We start from the raw sequence: 21,811 nt of genomic DNA, 5'->3' as shown, positions 1-21,811 counted from the left end.
GATGGTTCAGCCTGCTTTTCGGGGGACGTGACGTGTGAGGCTCCGCATGGTCACGAACTCCTCCGCACTGGTGGGGTGCAGGCCGATCGTGCGATCGAAATCCCGCTTGGTCAGCTTTGCCGTGATCGCAATGGCGAGGCCCTGGATGATCTCGGGCGCATCGGGACCGATCATGTGCGCACCGAGCACGATCTTGCTCTTTGCATCGACAACCAGCTTCATCAGGGTCTTGCCCTTGCGGCCCGAAAGCGTCTGGCGCATCGGGGTGAAGCTGGACGTATAGATGTCCACGTCGTGGCTCTGCACGGCCTCTTCTTCGCTCAGGCCGACCGTGGCGAGCGGCTGGGAGAAGAACACGGCCTTGGGCGTCGTGGCAAAGGACCATTCGCGGCCCGGTTCGCCAAACAGACGCTCGGCCAGAATGTGGCCTTCAGCAATGGCCGTGGGCGTAAGGTTATAGGTGTCCGTCACATCCCCGATGGCATAAATGCCCGGCACGTTGGTCGTCGCATCATCGGGCTTGGCCGGAATACGGCCATCCCACGTGGCAACGCCTGCATTGTCGAGCTTCAGCGGGGCCAGATTGGGGTGACGGCCCGTCGCCATGAACACGCAGTCCGTCTCGATGACATCCCCGCCTTCAAGATGCAGACGATAGCCGTCCGCAACCTTTTCGATCCGCTCCGGGGAGCGACCGGGATGCGCCTTGATACCGTTCAGCGGCAGCAGTTCGGCCAGATGGGCGCGCAGTTCGTTGTCAAAACCGCGCAGGGGATGAGGCTGGCGGAAGACCAGATCGACCTTCGAACCCAGCCCCGCGAAAATCCCGGCAAACTCGATGCCGATATAGCCGCTGCCGATCACGGCGACGCGCTCGGGACGGTCAGCCAGATGGAAGGCATCGTCCGAGACGATCGCATGTTCGGCACCGGGAATGTTCAGGCGCGTGGGCGTGGAGCCCGTGGCGATGACGATGTTCTTTGCCCGGACGCGCTGGGCGGACGCATCCGGCGCGAGTTCGGACGGGCCGATTTCGACCATATGGGCGTCCACGAAGCTGGCATCACCCGTAAACAGCGTGACCCCGGCCTTTTCCAGCATCGAGACATAGATGCGGTTCAGGCGCTCGATCTCGCGGTCCTTGGCGCTGATCAGCGTGGACCAGTCATGCGCAACCGGTTTGACGTCCCAGCCATAGGACGGCGCATCGGCGATCTCGCGGCCATATTCGGCCGCATAGACCATCAGTTTTTTGGGTACGCAGCCGAGATTGACGCAGGTTCCGCCCCAGTGTCGGCGCTCCGCAATCGCGACGCGCGCTCCGTTCTGGGCGGCAATGCGCGCGCAGCGCACCCCGCCCGAACCGGCACCAATAACGAACAGATCAAAATCCTGCATCATCCCGGCCTTTCGTGCCTCTTGAGACCTCAGCGCTCGGCAAAGGCCTTTTCAACGACATACGAACCCTGATGGCTCATATTGCCTTCCACGAAACCCATACGCTCGAGAAGGGCTTCGGTGTCGGCCAGCATTTCCGGAGAACCGCAGATCATGACGCGGTCATGCTCGGGATCGAGCTTGTCAATGCCCAGATCCTCGAAGATCTTGCCCGTCTCGATCAGTTTGGTGATGCGATCGGTCACGGCATAGTCTTCGCGGGTCACGGCCGGGTAGTAGCGCAGCTTGTCCTTGACGAACTCGCCCAGGAACTCGTGCTCCGGCAGTTCGTGGCGGATGTGGTTCTCATAGGCCAGCTCGCCCGAAATACGGACGGTGTGGCTGAGGATCACGTTCTCATAGCGCTCGTAAGCCTCGGGATCCTTGATGAGGCTCATGAACGGCGCCAGACCCGTCCCCGTGGACAGGAAGTACAGGTTACGGCCCGGCTTGAGGTTGTCGAGCAGCAGCGTGCCAACCGGCTTGCGGCCGATCAGGACCGTATCGCCCACCTTCACATGGCGCAGACGCGAGGTCAGCGGGCCATCGGGAACCGCGATGGAGAGGAACTCCATGTGGTCTTCATAGTTGGCGGACGCGATCGAATAGGCGCGCAGCAGCGGCTTGCCTTCGACTTCGATGCCGATCATCGCGAACTGGCCGTTTTCGAAACGCAGGCCGGGATCACGCGTTGTGGTGAAGCTGAACAGGCGGTCCGTCCAGTGATGGACCGTAAGCACCTTCGCCGGATACAGATGGGCGTATTCCTTGCTGGGTTCGGCAAGGCGGTACTGCTTCGGATGGCCTTCGAACGGCACCAGGCCGGTCAGGGGCTCGTCGATGGTCGGAGTCGGGGCGGCAAAAGTCGGGGTGGACATGTCTGGTTCTGTCTCCGGTTCGGAACGGATAACAGGTCACGGACCTGATAATGGTCGGGTCTTTTAGCCCAATCGTTGCCGCTCGGGAAACCCATGCGCGTTGAAGCGCATGCCGGAATGACGCACAAGACTCTTATGACAGACGACTCCATGCCGGACGCCACTCTTTCCGACTCTTTTTCCCCGGCCGAACGCGCCCTTCAGCGGGCCGAGGCTGAATTCGGGATCCCGCTCGACATCACGCCGCGCGAGCGCCCTGCCCTGCTGCGGCAGGTTGCGCGCAGGCTTGAAGGGCCGGAGGCGACCCTTTCCCATGACGGACTGATCGAGGCGCTGTGCGTCGTGCGCCGCAAGACCTGGGCCTCCCAGCTCATGAATGTGTGCCGCAGGGCCGGCGAAGTCTGGGTCGGCAAGCCGGATACGCAGGAAGCCGCGGCCCGCATCCATGATCCGCGTGCCGACATGCCAGCCCTGCGCCGGACGCTTGATGATGTCCTGATGGCGCGCTGGCAGGAAATGGGCGACTCCCCGCGTGCCGTGCTGGAAGATGTCCGCGCCGATCTAGCCGATACCGGCGTGATCCTGTCGAGCGGCCAGCTTGAAAAGCTGTCGCAGAGCATCGCAGCCGCATTCGGCAGCGTCGATCTCGGCTTCGAGGACGATCTGCGCATTGCCGAAGAACGCCGTGCCCGCGAACAGGCCGATATTCAGGCCCGTGCGGAAGAACGCAGGGCGCGTGAGCTTGAGCGTCTGCGCCAGTGGGAAGAAGGGCTGGTCAGCTTCGATGAGCTGCCGAATGTCCTGCACTGTTCGCGCCGCGAGGCCCTGCGCTGGATTGCCGAAAACCGGATTCCCATCGCCCGCCGCGAAACCCGTCCGGACGGGATCGAACTGTTCTTCTTCGACCCGTCGGAGCTCAAGCGGCTCCGGACGTTCCTTCCGCAGTGGCGCAGCGGAACCAAGGACCGGCCGGAAGTTCTGGATCTGGGCAACAAGGCGGGTAGTAATGCCGCCATTGCCCGCGTAGCCGCGCTGGACCGGTTTGCCGGACATTTCCGCACGGCGCGTGCGCTGAAACGCCGCATCACGCTGGTGACGGGTCCGACGAACTCCGGAAAGTCCTATACGGCGCTCAATGCGCTGGCGAATGCCGAGAGCGGTCTGGCGCTCGCACCGTTGCGACTGCTGGCCCACGAATTCCGCGAGTCCCTGCTCTCACGCGGCGTTCCGGCGTCCCTGTCCACGGGTGAAGAGCGGATTGAAATGCCGGGCGCGCGCCATCTGGCAGCGACGGTCGAAATGTGTCCGTTCCACAATCCGGTGGACGTGGCGATCATCGACGAAGCGCAGATGCTCGCCGATCCGGACCGTGGTGCCGCCTGGACGGCCGCCATCATGGGTGTCCCCGCCCGGCATGTTTTCGTTTTGGGGGCGGCGGATTGTATTCCGCTGGTCAAGCGCATTGCCGAACTCTGCGACGATCCGGTGGATGAAATCCATCTCGAACGCAAGAGCCCGCTCAAGGCAGGCGAGACGCTGCATCTCGATGAGCTGAAGCCCAGCGATGCCGTCATCGCTTTCTCCCGCCGCGAAGTGCTGGATCTCCGCGCCGAGCTTATGGCGCGGGGGCGTCGTGTTGCCGTGGTGTACGGAGCCCTGAGCCCGGAAGTCCGCCGCGCCGAAGCCGCCCGGTTCAATAATGGCGAGGCCGATATCCTGATTGCGACGGACGCGATCGGCATGGGACTGAACCTGTCGATCCGGCGCGTGGTGTTCAGTGCGCTGCGCAAATTCGATGGACGTCAGACCCGCGATCTGGTCTCCCAGGAGGTCAAGCAGATCGGCGGCCGCGCGGGACGTTACGGCAAGCATGAGAGCGGGCTGGTCTGTGTGCTCGCCGGTGCCGGCAGCCCGACCTTTGTCCGCAAAATGCTGAGCGCCCCGCCCGAAGAGATCAAGGAACTGCGCCCTCTCGTGCAGCCGGATTCGGACATTGTCCGGGCCGTGGCCGAAGAGATCGGCAGCGACAGTCTCTATGGTGTCCTGACCCGCATCAAACACGCCGTTCTGCGGGCGGATGACCCGAACTACCGCCTCGCCGATATGGAACAGGCGCTGGAAATCGCAGCCGCTCTCGAAGGCGTGGAAAACCTCGATCTGTCGACGCGCTGGACCTACGCCATGTGCCCGATTGACGAGCGCGATAACGGTATCCAGCGGCTTGTCCAGTGGGCGGCGGACCATGCTGCGGGCCGGCCGGTGCCACCGCCGGGCACGGGACGCCTGCCGCATCCGGAGCAGGCCGGGCGTGAGGAACTTGAGCGGGCGGAGAAGCGGCACAAGCGGCTGGTGGCATGGCGCTGGCTCGCGCTGCGGTTCCCCGACGCCTATCCGGCCCGGCAGGACGCGGAAATCAACACGTCCATTCTCAACGACTGGATCGAGCAGGTCCTGCGAACACAGAGCCGGATGCGCGAGAGTCAGAAGCAGCAGCGCGTCGGGGGCCGCCCAGGCCGCAGCGGCCATACCGACAGACCGGGCAGCAGGGCGGGTTTTTCCGGCCCCAAAAAGCCGGGCGGCCGCAGCTTTCCTGCAAAAGGAAACCGGCGACCGGGGGGACCGCGCAAGCGGCCGTCATAAAACGCAGGCCGGCCTGACACCTGTCAGGCCGGGAGATCAGGCCCTTTTAGACTGACGGACAGACTTTGTGTCCTGCTCTTCGTCCGTCTTGTTGCGCACCCGACGCTCGATCCATTTCTGGGCCTGAAGCTTGATGAGGGGATCAAGCTGCCGGTAGAGGGTAAGCATCGTGTTTTCGTCTGGAGTAAGAGTCGCCTGGATGGCCTTGTAGGCCATCCCTGTCAGCAGGACCTCGGGCTCGACGCCCAGAACCTGCGCGAGGCTTCCCAGATGCTTGCCGACATGACCCGAGCGGCCCGTTTCCCAGAACGCAACGGCCGAGCGCGAAATTCCAACTTTTTCCGCAAGCTGCTGCTGGCTTAGCCCGGCCATTTCCCGCAGAAGCCGGATGCGACGACCGAGTTCAAGCCCCGGAGAAAGCTGCGCCGCTGGGATGGCATCTCTGGTCAATATGGCCTCCGTCTCTGTGATCCATACCCTATACGCCGCCTCGGAGACCTGCGTCAGAGCCAGCGATTGGTTTTCCACCCGGAAACCAACCCGACCGGCTCCGAGAGTCATGATCTCCCTGACCTCACCTGCCCCCTGCTTCGCAGTGGCCGATGCCGTCCATTTCTGTCCCAGCCCAAGCTGGATCGTTGTTTTCATTCCCAAGCCTCCGGCCTGATAGCAATAGCGCGTCACGCCATGCGACAAAAAACCTCTGCCGGTCAGAGGACTCCCGCAATGACGGGAGAAGATCTTTTTGCTCAATCCATCTGGAATATGGAGATAGCTGGATCATACTAGTCCTATTTCCGCTTTCAGGGAAAGAGGCGTGATACCCCTCTGTCCTTCGAAAAAAGCGTGACACAGCAAAAGTTTTTTTGAAATCCGACCAGAGATGGCTGGCTGGAAAGGCTACTGGGCATCCTGTGGGACAAGAACCATTGTGCTGCCAACAGACCCATTTCCATGAAGCACCAGATGATTTTCGCTGTCACGCGACCATGAGGTCACGCTCGGCAGAAAAGCCCCGATCTGCTGCTCCTGCGTCATCAGGGCTGGCAGACAGGCCTTCCGGGTCATGGCGAGAGGCAGGAAATGAAGCGTCTGCCCTGAGAGGGTAAAATGCCCCATCAGACGGTTGCAGCCATCCGTGCCGTAAACCGTACCATCCTGTTGCAGGGTCAGGCCAGGCGCTTCGGCAGTATTGTCGAAATGAAGATTGCCCACGCTCTGGATCCGCCATGTCCCGTAAGGCGCGCGGATGGCCGTGCCCGCCACATGCCGCAGCAGGAGCCGGGGATGATCCAGAGGCGTGCCGCCGTCCGGCGTGGCAAAAAGCCTGCGTCCCTCGACCGTGATTTCGGCATTCAGCACGTAATGTCCGCCCGGCGGCAGAACCGGGTAGGTCAGTGTGTAGGGGATGGGCACGCCACGATGGATCTCTTCGCGCTGCTCGGCCATGACCAGGGGGGCGCCATGCGTGGCACCTGTATCCTCGATCCAGACACTCAGGACGGCACCCGGCGGCAGGGCCATGCGCTCACGGTACAGCGCCTCACCGTGCAGGGTGCGCATGCTGTCCGCCTCGGCGGGACATGAGGCGAGAACGGAGCCTGCGGCCAGAAGAGCCAACGCGAAACGACGGATCGTGATCATGCCTGAAAGTCCTCAGCCGATGCGGTTCAGCCCGCCCATGTAAGGACGCAGAACCTCTGGAATATCGATGCTGCCATCTTCGTTCTGATATGTCTCCATAACAGCGATCATCGTCCGACCGACAGCAAGACCGGACCCGTTAAGCGTGTTGACGAAGGCCGGTCCATTCTCGGCACGATAGCGCGCATTCATGCGGCGTGCCTGAAAATCGCGCGTATTCGAGCACGAAGAAATTTCGCGCCATGCTTTCTGGCCCGGAAGCCAGGCTTCCAGATCAAACGTCTTGGCCGCACCGAAGCCCGTATCGCCCGCGCAGAGCAGCATCCGGCGGAAGGTGATGCCCAGACGCTCCAGAACCGTCTCGGCGGCCTGCGTCATGCGCTCGTGCTCGGCGTCGCTGTCTTCGGGCTTCACGACGGAAACCAGTTCGCACTTCGTGAACTGGTGCTGGCGTAGCATGCCGCGGACGTCACGTCCGGCCGAGCCGGCCTCAGACCGGAAGCACTGCGACAGCGCGGTCATGCGGATCGGCAGGGCATCGGTCGGGAGGATATCGCCCATGACAGAGGCCGTCAGCGGGACTTCGGCGGTCGGGATCAGCCAGCGGCCGTCTTCGGTACGAAACGAGTCCTCGGCAAACTTGGGCAGCTTGTCCGTGCCATACATGGCGTCGTCATTGACCAACAGCGGCACGCTGGTTTCGCTGTAGCCGAACTCGGTCGTGTGGGTGTCGAGCATGAACTGGCCGAGCGCGCGTTCCAGACGGGCGAGCGCACCGCGCAGGACGACAAAGCGCGTGCCCGACAGCTTGGCGGCGGTCGGGAAATCCATCAGCCCCAGCGCTTCGCCCAGTTCGAAATGCTGCTTTGCCTCGAAAGCAAATTCGCGCTTTTCGCCACGGACATGGACGACGACGTTTTCGCCTTCGCTCTTTCCGTCCGGCACGGAGGCATCGAGGCGGTTCGGCAGGGATTTCAGCACGTCGTCGATACGGGTCTGGATCGTGTTGGCACGCTCTTCCAGACCGGCAATCTGGTCACGCAGGGCCACAGCCTTTGCTTCGATCTCGGCGGTATCGAGCTTCTGGCGCTTGAGCAGGCCGATTTCCTTGGCCAGCGCCTTGCGTGCGCCCTGTGCTTCCTGAAGCGCGGCGAGTGCGGCGCGGCGTTCTTCATCATCACTGACAAGCTGCTGTCCCACGGGTGACAGGCCCCGACGTGCGAGAGCAGCGTCAAAAGCGGCCGGGTCGGCGCGCAGGGCTTTCAGGTCATGCATGGTTCAGGGCTCCGGCAGGTATTATCAGTCTTCATCAGCGGCCATGGGTTTCGGTTCAACGAACCGGGCCGTGAGAATGGATATCTCGTACAGTGCGACGAGGGGAATGGCGAGGCTCAGCATCGTAATCGCATCAGGCGGCGCGATGACGGCGGCGAGTGCGAATGAGGCAACAACGGCATAGCGACGGAAACGCTTCAACTGCGCCACGCTGAGCAGACCGACGCGCACCAGCAGCGTCAGGACAACGGGAAGCTCGAAGCAGACCCCGAAGGCCAGGATCATTTTCGTGACCAGAGTCAGATATTCTGAAACCTTCGCCTGAAGTTCGATCTGCATGCCGCCATTGGCGTCCTGCGGCGTCTGGAACGACAGGAAGAACTGCCATGCGTAAGGGAACACCACATAATAGGCGAGCGCCGCGCCGATCAGGAACATGATCGGCGTTGCGATCAGGAACGGGGCGAAGGCACGCTTTTCGCTGCGATACAGGCCGGGCGCGATGAATATCCAAGCCTGAATGGCGATCATCGGAAAGGACAGACAGGTCGCCCCGAAAACGGCCACGCGGATATAGGTGAAGAAGGCCTCATACAGCGCGGTATAGATCAGGTGCGGCTGTTCGCCGTTCTTGCGCATGATGTTGCCGAGCGGGGCCGCAAGGAACCGGTAGATCTCGCCCGAGAAATGGTAGCAGATGGCAAAGGCGATCACGAAGGTCACGATCGACCAGATCAGTCGTTTGCGCAGTTCCACGAGATGTTCGAGGAGCGGCATCGGCGTATCGTTGATGCTGTCGGTGTCGGTCATTCGCCGTCCTTTCCGCTCGCAATGGTCACGCGCCGGCCCGCGTGAATGGCGCGGATGGGCGGCAGGATGTCCGGCGCACGCCATCGCGCGCGCTCATGCAGGAGACGCCTCGCCGTGCTGGGCGGCAGAATGGACGGCGCGGTCACGACATCGTCGTTGGGCTCGGGTTCCGGTTCGACAGGCAGATCCACGGCCGGCTCGAACTGCGGACGGGCATTGTAGGGCACCGTTTCCAGATCGGTCAGGGGCGGGGGGGGAAGCGGTGGTGCCGGCGGTACTTTTGGAAGATCGGCAGCGGACGCTTTTGCGGGCGTGTCGAGTTCCAGACTGCGGCGGATGGAATTGTCGCCGTCGATGGCCTTCGTGACACGGTCGCGCAGGTTGAAGTTCTTTAGGTCCCGGAACTGGTCGCGCGCTTCGGAGAGATCGGCTTCACGGACCATCTCGTCCACATGGGACTGGAATTCAGCCGCCATGCGCCGCATCGCCTTTAACCCGTTCGACAGGGTGCGGATGGCAACCGGCAGGTCCTTCGGACGGATGAAGACCATCGCCACCATCACGAACAGCGCGATTTCCGAGAAACTGAAGTCAAACATGCATCATTCCTAGCCTGTCTGCTCCGTTCCGCCTACGGCAGATGCAGTGTCTTCTGCTTCCGTGGGGGCACGATCCAGCAGGAAGTCCTCCCTGCGCGGCAATCCTCCAAGATCCGGCAGGCCGAAACTTTCTAGAAAATTCGCCGTGGTGCCCCACAGAACCGGACGTCCGGGAACTTCCTTGCGGCCCTTGGGGACGATCAGGCTGTCTTCCAGCAGGGCGTCAAGAATGGCCTGTCCGAGCGAGACGCCACGGATGGCCTCGATTTCCGCACGGGTACAGGGCTGGTGATAGGCGATGATGGCCAGCGTCTCCATCGCGCCGCGACTCAGGCGACGGGGCTTTTCCACGACTTTGGTCAGGGCGGATGCAAATTCCGGTCGGGTGCGGAACTGCCATCCCCCCGCGACCAGCACCATTTCCACGGCATGATCGGCATAGCGCGTCTGCACGGCTGCAAGCGCATCATCAACGGCAACAGTGACCGACTGCGCTTTCAGAAGTTCGGCGATGGCGGTGGGTTTGACGGGTTCGGGGCTGGCAAAAACCAGTGCCTCCACAAGCAGGCAGGCGCGGTCGAGCGCGGATGGATCCGTCATGATGCCGCAGCCCGCCACTCGATCTCCCCGAATGCTTCAGGCTGGCGCAGTTCGAGCGCCCCGCCCTTCGCCATTTCGAGCCCCGCAAGCAGCGTTCCTGCCAGAGCGGCATTGCGACCATAAGGCCCCTCCTCGCCATCCAGCTCTTCAGGATCGGGCAGCAGGGAGGTCAGGGTGTGCCAGCCGACGACCCTATCGGTTCCAAGCAGACGCTTGAGGCGGGACAGCGCATCCTGCACGCTCCAGTAGCGACGGGCGCGGGGAGCATAGATGCGTCTGCGGCCCGTGCGGCGACGTGCGGAAAGATAGGCCGTGATCAGCGCGGGCATATCCACGCGCAGGCCGGAGCGGTCAATTTCGGTATGGTCTTCCCCTTCCCCGCGCCGGAACACGTCGATGCCCAGACGGGGCTGTTCGGCCAGCCACTGGGCGGCGGCACGCATCCGTTCCAGTTCGATCAGGCGTTCCTGAAGAAGCTCGATCGCGTCTTCAGCGTCGGGGTCTTCGTTTTCGGCAGGCAGGAGCAGCTTGGATTTCAGCCAGGCGAGCCAGGCGGCCATGACCAGCCAGTCCGCCGCCAGTTCCAGCCGCAGGCTCCGCGCTTCCGCACGGGCCTTTTCCACGACAGCCAGATACTGCTCCACCAGTTGCAGGATGGAGATTTTTGCCAGATCCACCTTCTGCTTGCGGGCCAGATCGAGGAGCAGATCCAGCGGCCCCTCGAACCCGTCAAGCGTCAGATGAAGTGTCTCGCTCAAACGCCAGCTCTCAGAACTGGGCCGGCGTACAGGCGACGGATTGCGCGTGCAGCTTCACGCAATAGGCGCGTGCAGACTTGAGATCCGCAAAGCCACCGATCCGCAGACGTACGAAGGTATGGTCCCCACGGGTGGTCTTCTCGAACAGCGGCGTATGGCCTGCGAACAGGGCCGGCGCCTGATGGCGCAGGCTGTCCCATTCCTTGCGGGCCGCGGCTTCGCTGTCGAGCGCTCCGAGCTGGACTTCATGCGTCCCACCCGATGTTTCCGCCTTTTCCGCAGCCGGAGCGGCGGCTTTCGGCGGTCCGACATTCTCAGGCTCCGGAACCGGCGCGGGCAGCGGCTTCTCAGCCGGTCGCGCTGCATGATGGACAGGCGCGTCTTCCTTTTTCGGCGCTTCCTTGGGCAGTGCAGCCTTCGGCGCCTCGGCAGATGCGGCGGTCTGATCCTGCGGCTTTTCCGGGACCGTGGCAGGAAGCGCGGTGCCCGGAGACATCTGTCCCGTGTCGGCTGGCGCGGCGGCTTCAGGCGGGATGGCAGGCGTCTGGGCTGCCGGAGCGTTATCCGGTGCCGCACCGTCTGCCTTGAGGGCGTCGGTCTTTGGCGTTTCCGGCGCAGGCGTTCCGGGCGGGACGCCATACTGACGGGCCAGTGCCTTCGTGTCCGGCTGCTCCGGACCCGGAGCAAGATGTGCCTCGCCGTTGCCGGTCATGTCGGTGTCGCCGTCATCGCCGCCCATGATCTGCATCCCGCCCGGATCGGCCGGACGGTCCTTCACAGGGCCCGGCGGCGGACCAATGATGGGAATGCCGCCATGATGGCTGCCCATGAGCGACCAGCCGCCGACAGCCAGCAGAAGCACGACGCCGATACCGACCGCACCACCAACCAGCTTGCGGGTGGCGGGGTCGTTGCCCAGCACGGACGTCAGACGTCCTGCCCCGGACGCACCGCCGGCGGCAGCCGGGCGGCGACGCGGCGGGGGTTCGTCGTCATAATCGTTGCTCAGGCGTTCGCGGTCGAAACGCGCCTGCGGACGTGTTCCCGGAGCCGGACCCGCCGGCTGTTTCGGGGTACGGGCGTAATCGCCCGGATCGGGGCGGTTGCGGTCCTGATCGTTTTCCGGGGTCATCGCATTTCCTCTACCGGCACGACGCCGAGAATGGTGAGGGCACAGCGCAGCGTTCCCGCGATGGCCGAAACCAGCGCCAGCTTGGCAAGGCTGGTTGCACGGTCGTTCTCGTGCAGGAAGCGCAGGGTAGTGTCTTCGCGGCCCCGGTTCCACAGAGCATGGAAATCGGACGCCAGATCAATGCAATAGGTCGCGATCCGGTGCGGCTCACGCGCCGTCGCAGCAGCTTCAACGCTGCGCGGGAACGCGGCCAGACGGCGCAGGACGGCCAGTTCCACATCCGAGGACAGATTGGACAGATCGGCGCTGCACAGGGCTTCCGGCGTCACGGCGTCTGCGCCGAACATCGTCTCGGCCGAACGCAGGACCGAGCGGCAGCGGGCATGGGCGTACTGCACGTAGAACACCGGGTTGTCGCGCGTCTGGGCCACGACGGCATCCAGATCGAACTCCATCTGCGCGTCGGCCTTGCGGGTCAGCATCGTGAAGCGCACGGCATCACGGCCCACTTCGTCCAGCAGATCGCGCAGGGTGACGAACGTGCCGGCACGCTTGGACATACGGACGGGCTCGCCGTTCTTCACGACGCGGACGATCTGGCACATCACGACTTCAAAGCCGGTTTTGCCATCTGTCAGGGCGGAAATCGCAGCCCGCATACGGGAGACGTACCCACCATGATCGGCGCCGAGGACGTCGATCAGGACGTCGGCGTTTTCGGCCTTCTGGGCGTGGTAGCCGATGTCATTGGCAAAATAGGTGTTGGTGCCGTCGGACTTGCGGAGGGCGCGGTCCTGATCGTCGCCGAACTCGGTCGAGCGGAAGAGCGTCTGCGGACGGGCTTCCCAGTCTTCCGGCATCTTGCCCTTCGGCGGCTCCAGCACGCCTTCATAAAGCAGGCCCTTGCTGTCGAGCTTTGCGATCGCGGCATCCACACGACCACTGGCCAGCGTTTCGGCTTCGCTGGCGAAGACTTCGTGCGAAATGCCCAGCGCTTCCAGATCTTCGCGGATGGCCGCCATCATCTGCGTCAGGGCTTCACGACGCACGGTTTCGAACCAGACGGACGGATCGGCGGGGCTGCCGTCAGGGTTGGCGAGTGTGCGACCGTGCTTGTCAGCGATGCTCTGGGCAACAGGGATCAGGTATTCGCCCTGATATTGCAGGCCGTTCGGGGTCAGCGGGCTGAAATCGTCTGCGGAAATCTCCGTGCCGATGATCTGAAGATAGCGCCAGTATGTGGCCCAGGTCAGGGCGACGACCTGCGTGCCGGCATCGTTGATGTAGTATTCGCGCGTGACGGTGTTGCCGGCCGCTTCGAGCAGATTGGCCAGCGCATCACCGACGACCGCACCACGGCAGTGACCAACATGCATCGGGCCGGTCGGGTTGGCGGAGACGTATTCAACGTTTACGCGCGTCCCCTGCCCCATCGTAGAGCGACCATAGCGGTCACCAGCCTTGAGGATCGAGACGGCAACGCCCTGCAGGACTTCAGGCTTGAGCGTCAGGTTCACGAAGCCAGGGCCTGCAGCTTCAGCCTTGGCGACTTCCGGCAGGGCGGAAAGCTTCTCGACCAGTTCGGCGGCGATTTCGGCGGGTTTGCGACGCGCGGGCTTGGCGGCGAGCATGGCGGCGTTCGTCGCCATGTCACCGTGGGACGGGTCACGCGTGGGCGTCAGATCGACGCGCTGCACCACCTCTTCCGGCAGGCCGGGGACGACCGATCGCAGAGCGTCGCACACCTGAACCCGGGTGCGGGCAAAGAGACAGTCAGTCGTAAGGGTCGTGGTGTCAGCGGCCATTTCAGCTCGATTCCTGTAACGCGTCTTCAAATCAGAGGCTCTATCAGCCCAGCACGGAGAGGTCCGTCAACCGTCGATGTTCTTCCATCGCGAAACGATCGGTCATTCCGGCAATATAATCGGCCACCAGACGCCTGCGCTGCACGTCATCGGCGGCTTTCGCATGACCGCGCAGCGGATCGGGCAGCAGGCCAGGATCTTCGGAGAGAATGTCGAAGATTTCCCGCACCGCGATCTTCGCCTTGCGCGCCATGCGGTTGACGCGCCAGTGCCGGTACATGCGGGCGTAAAGGAATTTACGAATGGCCTTGTTGGCCTCGCGCATTTCCGGGCTGAACGCCACCACGGGATAACCGGCCTGGCGGATATCGTCGGCTGATTGCGGGTTGAGCGCTTCGAGATTGCGGCGCGTCTGATCCGTCAGGTCGGTGGCGAGCTGGTTGATGACGACGCGGATGGTTTCATGACGCACGCGCTGGGCCTGATCGGACGCCTCCCGCCCGATCTGACGCTCCATCTCGCGGGACCGGCGCAGGGCCTCGCCGACCAGTGGCAGGTCTTCGATATCCTCGAAGGACAGCAGCCCGGCGCGCAGGCCATCATCGAGATCGTGGCCGTGATAGGCGATATCGTCCGACATGGCCGCGACCTGCGCTTCGGCCGAGGCGTGACTTTGCAGGTCCAGATGGTGTTTTGCGTCGTAGTCCACAAAATAGGGCGTCGGACGTTTGACCGGGCCGTTATGCTTGGCCAATCCTTCCAGCGCCTCCCAGGTCAGGTTCAGGCCATCGAAGGCGTGGTAGCGAGCTTCAAGAGCCGTTACGAGACGCAGGGACTGGGTGTTGTGGTCAAAACCGCCCCAGTCCTTCATGGCGAGCGCGAGCGCGTCCTCACCGGCATGCCCGAACGGCGTGTGACCGAGATCATGGGCAAGCGAGACGGTTTCCGTCAGATCCTCGTTCAGGTCGAGACTGCGGGCAATGGAGCGCGCGATCTGCGCGACTTCGAGCGAATGCGTCAGGCGCGTGCGGAAGAAATCGCCTTCGTGGTTGATGAAGACCTGCGTCTTGTATTGCAGGGTCCGGAAGCCTGCGGAATGGAGCACACGGTCACGGTCCCTCTGCCAGGGGGAGCGGACGGGGCTTTCCACTTCGGGATAGAGCCGTCCCCGGGAGCCGGAGTCCTGTACCGCGTAGATCGCTACCATCAAGACATGTCCTGTGTGTGAGCCGTCTGGCTGTAACCCCTGCCCCGAAGCCTCATGGCCGGTAGAGCGCCGTTTCCGGCCGGATCACAGTTTCATTCTACGCCAGCCCGGCGCGCGTGCAACCACACGGCCTTTGCCCTTAACGCCGCTCTGACCATATAATCAGGACCGCAGCCGTCTTGCTGGGTCCAGCAGGGTCCAGCCGCCTTTTCAGATTCCGGGAATATACGCCCATGTCCGACACCGTGCCTTTCAGCATCTCCGCCAGCGCCGCCGCCCGCATTAAGGACATCATCGCAGCCCAGCCCGAGCCGGAAGGGCTCGCCCTGCGCGTTGCGGTTCTGGCGGGTGGTTGCAACGGGTTTCAGTACCAGTTCCGGCTGGAACGGGATCAGGCTGTGGATGATGTCGTCATTGAGCGGGACGGCGCGAAAGTGTTTGTTGATACGACCAGCCTCGACCTGCTGGAGAACGCCGAACTGGAATTCGTGGACAAGCTGATGGGCGCGCATTTCACGGTCACGAACCCCAATGCCGCCTCGTCCTGCGGCTGCGGCACCAGCTTCTCGCTGGCCTGATCCGATGAGTGCCACGCCGTTCACCTTCGCAAGCTGGAACATCAATTCCATCCGCGCCCGCGCCCATCATGTTCAGGACTGGCTGAAGCGTCATCCGGAATGTGACCTGCTGGGCCTTCAGGAAATCAAATGCGAGGACAGCCAGTTTCCGGCCGTATTCGCGGAAGCCGGACTGCATGTCGCGACCTCAGGGCAGAAGGCCTATAACGGTGTGGCCCTGATCGGGCGGCGGCCTTTTACCGTCACGCACCATACGCTACCGGGTTTCGATCATCCGTCTGCCCGCTACATCGAAGCGGAACTCGACGGGATAACGATCGGTAATCTCTATCTGCCCAACGGCAATTCCGGCGGTGAGGACGGTTACGCGACCAAGCTCGCCTTTTTTGACGCGCTGGCGGCGCGGGCGCGGGTTCTGCTGGATGCGGAAAAGCCGTTTGCGTTCATCGGGGACTTCAATGTCTGCCCGACGGACGAAGATCTGGCTCCTGGCGCCCTCTCCCCGGATGATGCGCTGGTGCGCCCCGAGACGCGGGCGGCTTTCCGCAGGCTGGAATGGATGGGGCTGACGGATGCCCTGCGCGCCCTGCAACCCACCGGCCGTCATTATACGTTCTGGGACTATCAGGCGGCAGCGTTCCAGCGGAATTCAGGGCTTCGGATCGATCATGCGCTGCTGTCCCCCCGCCTGACGGAACGGCTGGAATCCTTCGTGATCGACAGGGACGAGCGCGCCAAGGAAAAGGCCTCCGACCACGTTCCGGTTCTGGTCACGGTCTGACAGCACAAGGGGGCCGGAGACACGGCTCCGGCCCTGCCCGTATCAGGCGTGACGGAGATTGAAGCGTCGCGTCAGATGGCCCGGCTGCCACTGATAGCCGTTCCCGCTCCAGCGCCAGTGCCCCGGAATCCAGCGCATGTCGCCATGATGGGGCGGGACAGGTTCGGGCAGAACATGCGGGGGCGGAGGCGGCTGGCGGTAAGGGCCACTATAGGGCACGAACTGTGCATGGGCTGTTCCCGTCATTGGCGCAATCGCCATCGTACCTGCAAACAGGGCGGAAACAGCCAAGATCCCTGACAGATGTTTCAGCATCAATGCTCTCCTTCTCATGACGCCTTGTCACGGAAAGATGATGCACGGCTTGTGTTGGCGCGTCTGAGGCGCATCTGTGGCGGAATCCGGGCAGTGCATAATTTTATGTTTCCGGATTTCGTGATACCCGCATAACCGCAAAAAAGGGCGCTTCCCGTGGCAGGAAGCGCCCTTTTTCAGGTGTCCGGTGGACCGCGATCAGTTCAGGAAGGGCTTGCCTTCATGAGCGACCAGCAGGTCGTGCAGATCGGTAGCATGATCTTCCTCGTCGGCCAGGAAGCCTTCGAGCATGATGCGGGTCGTGGGATCGTTGTCACCGAAATAGCGGATCAGTTCCTGATAATGCTCGATCACGACGCGCTCGGCGATCAGATCCTGCTTCACCATTTCAACAAGATTGCCGCCATTGCCGTATTCGGTCGCGGAACGCGTGGCCAGGCCTTCCGGATTAAAGTTCGGCACGCCACCGAGCTGGTCGATGCGGTTGGCAGCGGCCAGCATATGCTTGCGCTCGGACGCTGCGTGCTCGTTGAACTCGGCCCCCACGCTCTCGCTGGTCAGGCCTTCGACGGAAATGGCGTGCATCGTGTAGCGCAGGACGCAGACCAGTTCGGTCGCCACGACGGCCTGAAGAATGTCGATCGTCGTCTTGACGTCGCCCTTGTAGGTGGCGGTCACGGCACCGTCGTCGAGGGATTTCTTTGCATTCGCCCGCAGCGTCTGCACGTCTGTCAGGAAGGCGTTCTTCTTGTCGTCAGCCATGGGAAAGTCTGCCTTGGATATTGGGATCTGTTTCTCCAACGACAGAAATGACGAAGTGTTGCAGGCGACATAAAAAAACCGGCATCTCCCGAATGGAAGATGCCGGTTCTGAAACAGCGGATGAGACTGCTTAAGGCTTACTTGCTGGCTGTCGGCTTGGGCTTCGGCAGGTCGAGCGCCAGATGAAGCTCTTTCAGACGGGCCGGTTCGACCGGAGCCGGGGCTTCCATCATCAGGTCCTCGCCGCTCTGATTAAGCGGGAAGAGAATGACTTCGCGGATGTTCGGCTCATCGGCCAGCAGCATCACGATACGGTCCACGCCCGGCGCTGCACCACCATGCGGCGGGGCACCGTAACGGAAGGCGTTCAGCATACCGCCGAAACGCTCTTCCACGACTTCGGGACCATAACCCGCGATTTCAAACGCACGCAGCATGACGTCCGGCAGATGGTTCCGGATGGCGCCCGAGGACAGTTCCACGCCGTTGCAGACGATGTCGTACTGGTAGGCGTTGATCGTCAGCGGATCCTTCGTGTTCAGCGCTTCGAGGCCACCCTGCGGCATGGAGAACGGGTTGTGCGAGAAATCGACCTTCCCGGTTTCCTCGTTCAGCTCATACATCGGGAAGTCCACGACCCAGCAGAAGCGGAACGCGTTCTTCTCGATCAGATCCAGCTCGGTTGCGACCTTGGTGCGGACAACGCCGGAGAACTTGGCGACTTCATCGCCCTTGCCTGCGGCGAAGAACACGGCATCCCCGGCCTTCAGGCCACAGGCTTCACGAATGCTCTCGACGCGATCGGCTTCGAGGTTCTTGGCGATCGGCCCCTTGCCACCCTCTTCCTCGAAGATGATGTAGCCCAGACCACCGGCACCGTTTTCACGAGCCCAGCTGTTCAGCTTATCGAAGAAGCCGCGCGGACGGTCACCCGCACCGGGAGCCGGGATGGCACGGATCTGGCCACCGGAAGCCGCGATCTTGGCGAACAGGCCGAAACCGGAATCGCGGAAGGCATCCGTGACGTCCTTGATGATCAGCGGGTTACGCAGGTCCGGCTTGTCGGAACCGTAGTCACGCATGGCGTCGGCATACGGAATACGCGGGAATGCGCCGTCCGTGATCTTCCAGCCTTCGGGCGTGAATTCGTTGAATACGCCGGCGAGGACGGGTTCGAGCACCGTGAAGACGTCTTCCTGCGTGACGAAGGACATCTCGAAATCGAGCTGGTAGAACTCGCCCGGGCTGCGGTCAGCGCGCGAGGCTTCGTCACGGAAGCAGGGTGCGATCTGGAAGTAGCGGTCGAAACCGGCGACCATGGCAAGCTGCTTGAACTGCTGCGGCGCCTGCGGCAGGGCATAGAACTTGCCCGGATGCAGACGGGCCGGGACGAGGAAGTCACGCGCACCTTCAGGGGACGAAGCCGTCAGGATCGGGGTCTGGAACTCGGTGAAGCCCTGCTCGATCATGCGGCGACGCAGGCTCGTAATGACCTTGCTGCGGAGCATAATGTTCTGGTGCATCTTGTCGCGGCGCAGGTCGATGTAGCGGTACTTCAGACGCAGGTCTTCGGGATAGTTCTCGTTGCCCGCTACCTGGAACGGCAGCACTTCAGCGCTGGAGCGGACCTCAAGGGCATCAGCCAGGACTTCGACGTCACCGGTCGGCAGGTTCGGGTTGCGCTGGGAGCCATGACGGACCACGACCTTGCCAGTCACGGTAATGACGCTCTCGACGCGCAGGCGCTCGGCCTTTTCCAGCAGGTCCGTGCCGGCAGGGATGACGATCTGCGTCACGCCGTAATGGTCGCGCAGGTCGATGAACAGCAGGCCGCCATGATCGCGCTTGCTGTGCACCCAGCCGGAAAGGCGGACAATCTGCCCGGCATTCTCCTCACGCAGGGCGCTACAGTCATGGGTGCGGTATGGATGCATGTCGGGCCTCTTCAACGTCCTGTGCGGATAAGTGGGCGCAGGAAGCCGGGACGGCCCTCTCATGTCAAGTTTTCTGCGACCTCGGGGGCGCGTTCAGGCCTTTTCCTGCATGAAACCATCGAAATCGACCGCAGCCCGCGCCATGTCGGCGGCATGCCCGGCCCCGGCCAGGGCGATGGGGCTGCCGTCTTTGAGATAGGTCGCGAGGAACTTGAATCCGCGGATATCGCCTTCCAGCGCCACGTTATCGAAGCTCTCCCCCCAGCCCAGAAGCTCGATCTTCTTGCCGAACTGCTGCGTCCAGAACCACGGCATCGGCACGTTGGGTGTGTCATGTCCCATCATGGCCAGGGCCGCGATCCGCCCCTGCACTTCGGCATGACGCCAGTGCTCGATTCGCCGTGGTGCGCCGTCATGGAAAACGGCGGAGGCATCCCCGGCCGCATACACACCGGAATAGACCCCGGCCTCACCGCCTCTGGTCACGCGCATCTGACCGTTCACGACAATCGCGCCGCTCTCATCGCGCTCCAGACCCGACACATAATCCGTGGCTGGTGTCACACCCACGCCCAGCAACACGAAAGCAGCAGGCAGACGGGTGCCGTCGTCGAGTTCCACACCCGAAGCCGTTCCGTCCTTGCCGTCCTCGGCATAGATCTTCGTGACCCGCGCATCCGAGACGAACGCCACGCCGTTTTCTTCGTGAAGCTGGCGCAGACGGATACCGATTTCGCGGCCGAACTGCTTTTCCATCGGGATTTCGCTGTCGGAGATGATCGTCACGCCCACGCCGCGTTGCCGCAGGGACGAGGCGGCTTCAAGCCCGATGAACCCTGCCCCCACGATCGTCACTACCAGATCGGGATCCAGAATGGCGGCGATCCGCTCCGCATCCGCCTCACGGTGCAGCGTATAGACGCCCTTCATGTCCACGCCCGGAATATCCGGCTTTCTGGTCACGGCCCCCGTCGCGATTAGGACATGATCGGCCGTCAGTTCCGTCCCGTCCTGTAATTTAGCCTTGCGGGTCTGCGGATCGAACTGTGCCACATGCCCGCGGACACGAGTAATGCCGCGCTGGGTATAGAATTCCTCTTCCCGAACCGGGGGCGCATGGGCCTTTTCGGATTCGCTGACGAGAACGGTCTTGCTCAGGGCGGTGCGGTCATAAGGAAGATCCTTTTCCTCGCTGACCATCGTGATGGTGCCCGCAAACCCTTCCGCGCGAAGCGTCACCGCCGCACTGACAGCCGCAGCCCCGGCGCCCAGAAGCAGGACACTTTCGTTTTCCTGTCGTTTTTCCGGAGCCTGACGCTGCTTCGGCTTCAGCCCGACCAGCACACGGCCATCAACGATCTGCACCGGGTACTGCGGCAGGGGATCGAGCGCCAGTGGTTCGACGAGGCTGCCATCCGTCGCATCAAAAACCGCCTTGTGCCAGGGACAGACCAGCACACTGCCTTTTTCCGTCTTGCAAAAAGCCCCCTGCTCCAGCGGTGCCTCCTTGTGGGGGCACTTTCCGGCAAAACCATGCACATTTTCCCCATCCCGGATGAGCACCACCGGCGTGCCGTCCAGGGAAAACGGCGTGATTTTCCCATCTTCAAGCGCATCAAAAGCACAGAGATCGCGGAAATCGGCGGTCGGGGCGGATTGGAACATCGAGTATGGCCTCCCGGCTGGGAAATGGGGACAGTCATGAAAGCGAACGCAGCATAGGCCGCCCGGTTGGCAAACATCAAAAAACCCGCCCGGACCTCAGGTCCGGACGGGCTTTGAAAAACATCTGTCTGGCGAGGACAGAATCAGAACATGTCGTCGAATCCGCCGCCGCCATCGCCACCACCGAAGTCACCGCCGCCAGAATCGCCGCCGCCAAAGTCGGAGCTGGAGAAATTGCTGGCATCAGTGCCAGAGCCGCCGAAGGGATCGGCCGCCGATGCATCGCTGCCGTAGTTATTGATGATGGTGTCGCCACCCGCCCCCCAGCCACCGGCGGCATCACCAGCATCATGATGATCGGAGAACAGGCCTTCAAGCGCATTGGCGGCCATCATGCCGCCCGCCACACCCGCAGCCGTCGTCAGGGCAGAGCCAAGGAAGCCTGAACCGCCACGCTGGAACATGCCCGGCTGATAACCCGGCGGATAGGCATACTGCTGCTGCGGCATGAAGTTTGGCGGCGGAGCGGCCTGCGAACCCCAGCCCGGCGGCGGTGCCGACTGCTGCGGACGGTTGCCACCACCGAACAGGCCACCAAACAGGCCAGGCTTGGAACCGCCGCCTGACTGCTGCACCTGTGCGAGCTGCTGCTGGGCCTGCTGAAGCTGGAACTCGAGCTGGCGGATGCGGTTTTGTGCCTGCGCCAGCGCGGCTTCCTGCACCACGGCCATCTGGGTGACGCGATAGCGGGCTTCCGGATATTTCTGGAAGTTCTCGGCGATGAAGCGGTCCGCTTCAGGGTCGATCGGCGGCAGGGGCGCGGCCGGCGGCTGTCCAGGCCCCGTGACCTGCGGCCCTCCCCCGACACGGGCGACGAAACGGGCGATCAGATCGCGTTCTTCGTTGTTCATCGTCATCATCCTTCCAGATGAAGAAATTGCAGAGCGTCAATCATATGATGCACGCGCACGCAGTCTACAAGATCCGCCAC

The 21,811-nt window shown here is 62.8% G+C and carries 20 protein-coding genes; 3 read left to right on the top strand and 17 right to left on the bottom strand.

All coding sequences use genetic code 11. The features are described 5' to 3' along the window. Positions 1-6: 6 nt before the first annotated feature. On the bottom strand, positions 7-1,401 hold the full coding sequence (gene gorA / locus HKD27_RS01320; RefSeq protein ID WP_194688187.1) for a glutathione-disulfide reductase: 1,395 nt from the start codon (positions 1,399-1,401) through the stop codon (positions 7-9). Between the two features lie 26 nt (positions 1,402-1,427). After that, a complete protein-coding gene (locus tag HKD27_RS01315) occupies positions 1,428-2,315 on the bottom strand; it encodes a ferredoxin--NADP reductase (RefSeq protein ID WP_062456300.1) in 888 nt (295 codons plus the stop codon). Positions 2,316-2,450: 135 nt separating this feature from the next. Between HKD27_RS01315 and HKD27_RS01310 the strand changes: the two genes are divergently transcribed. Next, complete coding sequence (locus tag HKD27_RS01310; RefSeq protein WP_194688370.1) at positions 2,451-4,955, top strand: helicase-related protein; 2,505 nt, start codon at positions 2,451-2,453, stop codon at positions 4,953-4,955. Between the two features lie 36 nt (positions 4,956-4,991). On the opposite strand, the gene HKD27_RS01305 is transcribed toward HKD27_RS01310, so the two are convergent. The 10 genes from HKD27_RS01305 to HKD27_RS01260 all read right to left on the bottom strand — a co-directional run bounded on the left by HKD27_RS01305 (position 4,992) and on the right by HKD27_RS01260 (position 14,785). After that, positions 4,992-5,603, bottom strand: a complete 612-nt coding sequence (locus HKD27_RS01305; RefSeq protein WP_155723162.1) for a helix-turn-helix domain-containing protein — start codon at positions 5,601-5,603, stop codon at positions 4,992-4,994. A gap of 252 nt (positions 5,604-5,855) precedes the next feature. Beyond that, positions 5,856-6,599, bottom strand: a complete 744-nt coding sequence (locus HKD27_RS01300) for an META domain-containing protein (protein ID WP_194688188.1) — start codon at positions 6,597-6,599, stop codon at positions 5,856-5,858. Positions 6,600-6,611: 12 nt separating this feature from the next. After that, complete coding sequence (gene serS, locus HKD27_RS01295; protein ID WP_194688189.1) at positions 6,612-7,874, bottom strand: serine--tRNA ligase; 1,263 nt, start codon at positions 7,872-7,874, stop codon at positions 6,612-6,614. A gap of 24 nt (positions 7,875-7,898) precedes the next feature. Next, a complete protein-coding gene (gene tatC / locus HKD27_RS01290; protein ID WP_062495817.1) occupies positions 7,899-8,684 on the bottom strand; it encodes a twin-arginine translocase subunit TatC in 786 nt (261 codons plus the stop codon). Beyond that, complete coding sequence (locus tag HKD27_RS01285; RefSeq protein ID WP_194688190.1) at positions 8,681-9,283, bottom strand: twin-arginine translocase subunit TatB; 603 nt, start codon at positions 9,281-9,283, stop codon at positions 8,681-8,683. Before HKD27_RS01285 ends, tatC begins: the two co-directional genes overlap by 4 nt. A 9-nt stretch (positions 9,284-9,292) precedes the next feature. Then, positions 9,293-9,883: an SMC-Scp complex subunit ScpB gene (scpB, locus tag HKD27_RS01280; RefSeq protein ID WP_194688191.1), complete on the bottom strand. Its 591-nt coding sequence runs from the start codon at positions 9,881-9,883 to the stop codon at positions 9,293-9,295. Continuing rightward, positions 9,880-10,641 (bottom strand): ScpA family protein, encoded by a 762-nt coding sequence (locus HKD27_RS01275; protein ID WP_194688192.1) that lies wholly within the window; start codon positions 10,639-10,641, stop codon positions 9,880-9,882. The genes scpB and HKD27_RS01275 overlap by 4 nt, the downstream gene beginning before the upstream one ends. Before the next feature lie 10 nt (positions 10,642-10,651). Further along, the gene (locus HKD27_RS01270) at positions 10,652-11,773 is read right to left on the bottom strand and encodes an SPOR domain-containing protein (protein WP_194688193.1); all 1,122 of its coding nucleotides are present in this window, start codon (positions 11,771-11,773) and stop codon (positions 10,652-10,654) included. Next, on the bottom strand, positions 11,770-13,578 hold the full coding sequence (argS, locus tag HKD27_RS01265) for an arginine--tRNA ligase (protein WP_194688194.1): 1,809 nt from the start codon (positions 13,576-13,578) through the stop codon (positions 11,770-11,772). The genes HKD27_RS01270 and argS overlap by 4 nt, the downstream gene beginning before the upstream one ends. 43 nt (positions 13,579-13,621) lie before the next feature. Next, entirely contained in the window at positions 13,622-14,785 is a 1,164-nt protein-coding gene (locus HKD27_RS01260) for a deoxyguanosinetriphosphate triphosphohydrolase (RefSeq protein ID WP_194688195.1), read from the bottom strand. 233 nt (positions 14,786-15,018) lie between these two features. Between HKD27_RS01260 and HKD27_RS01255 the strand changes: the two genes are divergently transcribed. Together HKD27_RS01255 and xth are read left to right on the top strand one after the other, a co-directional pair. Then, positions 15,019-15,363: an iron-sulfur cluster assembly accessory protein gene (locus tag HKD27_RS01255; RefSeq protein ID WP_194688196.1), complete on the top strand. Its 345-nt coding sequence runs from the start codon at positions 15,019-15,021 to the stop codon at positions 15,361-15,363. 4 nt (positions 15,364-15,367) lie between these two features. Next, entirely contained in the window at positions 15,368-16,144 is a 777-nt protein-coding gene (xth, locus tag HKD27_RS01250; RefSeq protein WP_194688371.1) for an exodeoxyribonuclease III, read from the top strand. A 42-nt stretch (positions 16,145-16,186) separates the two neighbouring features. Here xth and HKD27_RS01245 read toward each other — a convergent pair whose 3' ends face one another. The 5 genes from HKD27_RS01245 to HKD27_RS01225 all read right to left on the bottom strand — a co-directional run bounded on the left by HKD27_RS01245 (position 16,187) and on the right by HKD27_RS01225 (position 21,731). Further along, a complete protein-coding gene (locus tag HKD27_RS01245; protein WP_024716818.1) occupies positions 16,187-16,459 on the bottom strand; it encodes a YXWGXW repeat-containing protein in 273 nt (90 codons plus the stop codon). Between the two features lie 198 nt (positions 16,460-16,657). Beyond that, complete coding sequence (locus HKD27_RS01240; RefSeq protein ID WP_062456268.1) at positions 16,658-17,221, bottom strand: bacterioferritin; 564 nt, start codon at positions 17,219-17,221, stop codon at positions 16,658-16,660. 137 nt (positions 17,222-17,358) lie between these two features. After that, on the bottom strand, positions 17,359-19,155 hold the full coding sequence (gene aspS, locus HKD27_RS01235) for an aspartate--tRNA ligase (RefSeq protein WP_194688197.1): 1,797 nt from the start codon (positions 19,153-19,155) through the stop codon (positions 17,359-17,361). A gap of 93 nt (positions 19,156-19,248) precedes the next feature. Then, on the bottom strand, positions 19,249-20,820 hold the full coding sequence (locus HKD27_RS01230) for an apoptosis inducing factor family protein (protein WP_194688198.1): 1,572 nt from the start codon (positions 20,818-20,820) through the stop codon (positions 19,249-19,251). A 143-nt stretch (positions 20,821-20,963) separates the two neighbouring features. Continuing rightward, positions 20,964-21,731, bottom strand: a complete 768-nt coding sequence (locus HKD27_RS01225) for a DUF2076 domain-containing protein (protein ID WP_062495939.1) — start codon at positions 21,729-21,731, stop codon at positions 20,964-20,966. Positions 21,732-21,811: the final 80 nt, after the last annotated feature.

This window comes from Gluconobacter sp. R75690 (assembly GCF_015244525.1).
Lineage (GTDB): Bacteria > Pseudomonadota > Alphaproteobacteria > Acetobacterales > Acetobacteraceae > Gluconobacter > Gluconobacter potus.
Note: the sequence above shows the minus strand (reverse complement) of the source record. Positions and strands in the feature narration are given on the sequence as shown.

Coding starts and splice junctions, on each gene's coding strand:
- HKD27_RS01240 (WP_062456268.1), bottom strand. CDS start 17,221: ATGGCTGACGACAAGAAGAACGCCTTCCTGACAGACGTGCAGACGCTG.
- gorA (WP_194688187.1), bottom strand. CDS start 1,401: ATGATGCAGGATTTTGATCTGTTCGTTATTGGTGCCGGTTCGGGCGGG.
- tatC (WP_062495817.1), bottom strand. CDS start 8,684: ATGACCGACACCGACAGCATCAACGATACGCCGATGCCGCTCCTCGAA.
- HKD27_RS01230 (WP_194688198.1), bottom strand. CDS start 20,820: ATGTTCCAATCCGCCCCGACCGCCGATTTCCGCGATCTCTGTGCTTTT.
- HKD27_RS01315 (WP_062456300.1), bottom strand. CDS start 2,315: ATGTCCACCCCGACTTTTGCCGCCCCGACTCCGACCATCGACGAGCCC.
- aspS (WP_194688197.1), bottom strand. CDS start 19,155: ATGCATCCATACCGCACCCATGACTGTAGCGCCCTGCGTGAGGAGAAT.
- HKD27_RS01285 (WP_194688190.1), bottom strand. CDS start 9,283: ATGTTTGACTTCAGTTTCTCGGAAATCGCGCTGTTCGTGATGGTGGCG.
- HKD27_RS01255 (WP_194688196.1), top strand. CDS start 15,019: ATGTCCGACACCGTGCCTTTCAGCATCTCCGCCAGCGCCGCCGCCCGC.
- HKD27_RS01305 (WP_155723162.1), bottom strand. CDS start 5,603: ATGAAAACAACGATCCAGCTTGGGCTGGGACAGAAATGGACGGCATCG.
- HKD27_RS01310 (WP_194688370.1), top strand. CDS start 2,451: ATGACAGACGACTCCATGCCGGACGCCACTCTTTCCGACTCTTTTTCC.
- HKD27_RS01300 (WP_194688188.1), bottom strand. CDS start 6,599: ATGATCACGATCCGTCGTTTCGCGTTGGCTCTTCTGGCCGCAGGCTCC.
- HKD27_RS01225 (WP_062495939.1), bottom strand. CDS start 21,731: ATGAACAACGAAGAACGCGATCTGATCGCCCGTTTCGTCGCCCGTGTC.
- HKD27_RS01245 (WP_024716818.1), bottom strand. CDS start 16,459: ATGCTGAAACATCTGTCAGGGATCTTGGCTGTTTCCGCCCTGTTTGCA.
- xth (WP_194688371.1), top strand. CDS start 15,368: ATGAGTGCCACGCCGTTCACCTTCGCAAGCTGGAACATCAATTCCATC.
- scpB (WP_194688191.1), bottom strand. CDS start 9,883: ATGACGGATCCATCCGCGCTCGACCGCGCCTGCCTGCTTGTGGAGGCA.
- serS (WP_194688189.1), bottom strand. CDS start 7,874: ATGCATGACCTGAAAGCCCTGCGCGCCGACCCGGCCGCTTTTGACGCT.
- argS (WP_194688194.1), bottom strand. CDS start 13,578: ATGGCCGCTGACACCACGACCCTTACGACTGACTGTCTCTTTGCCCGC.
- HKD27_RS01260 (WP_194688195.1), bottom strand. CDS start 14,785: ATGGTAGCGATCTACGCGGTACAGGACTCCGGCTCCCGGGGACGGCTC.
- HKD27_RS01270 (WP_194688193.1), bottom strand. CDS start 11,773: ATGACCCCGGAAAACGATCAGGACCGCAACCGCCCCGATCCGGGCGAT.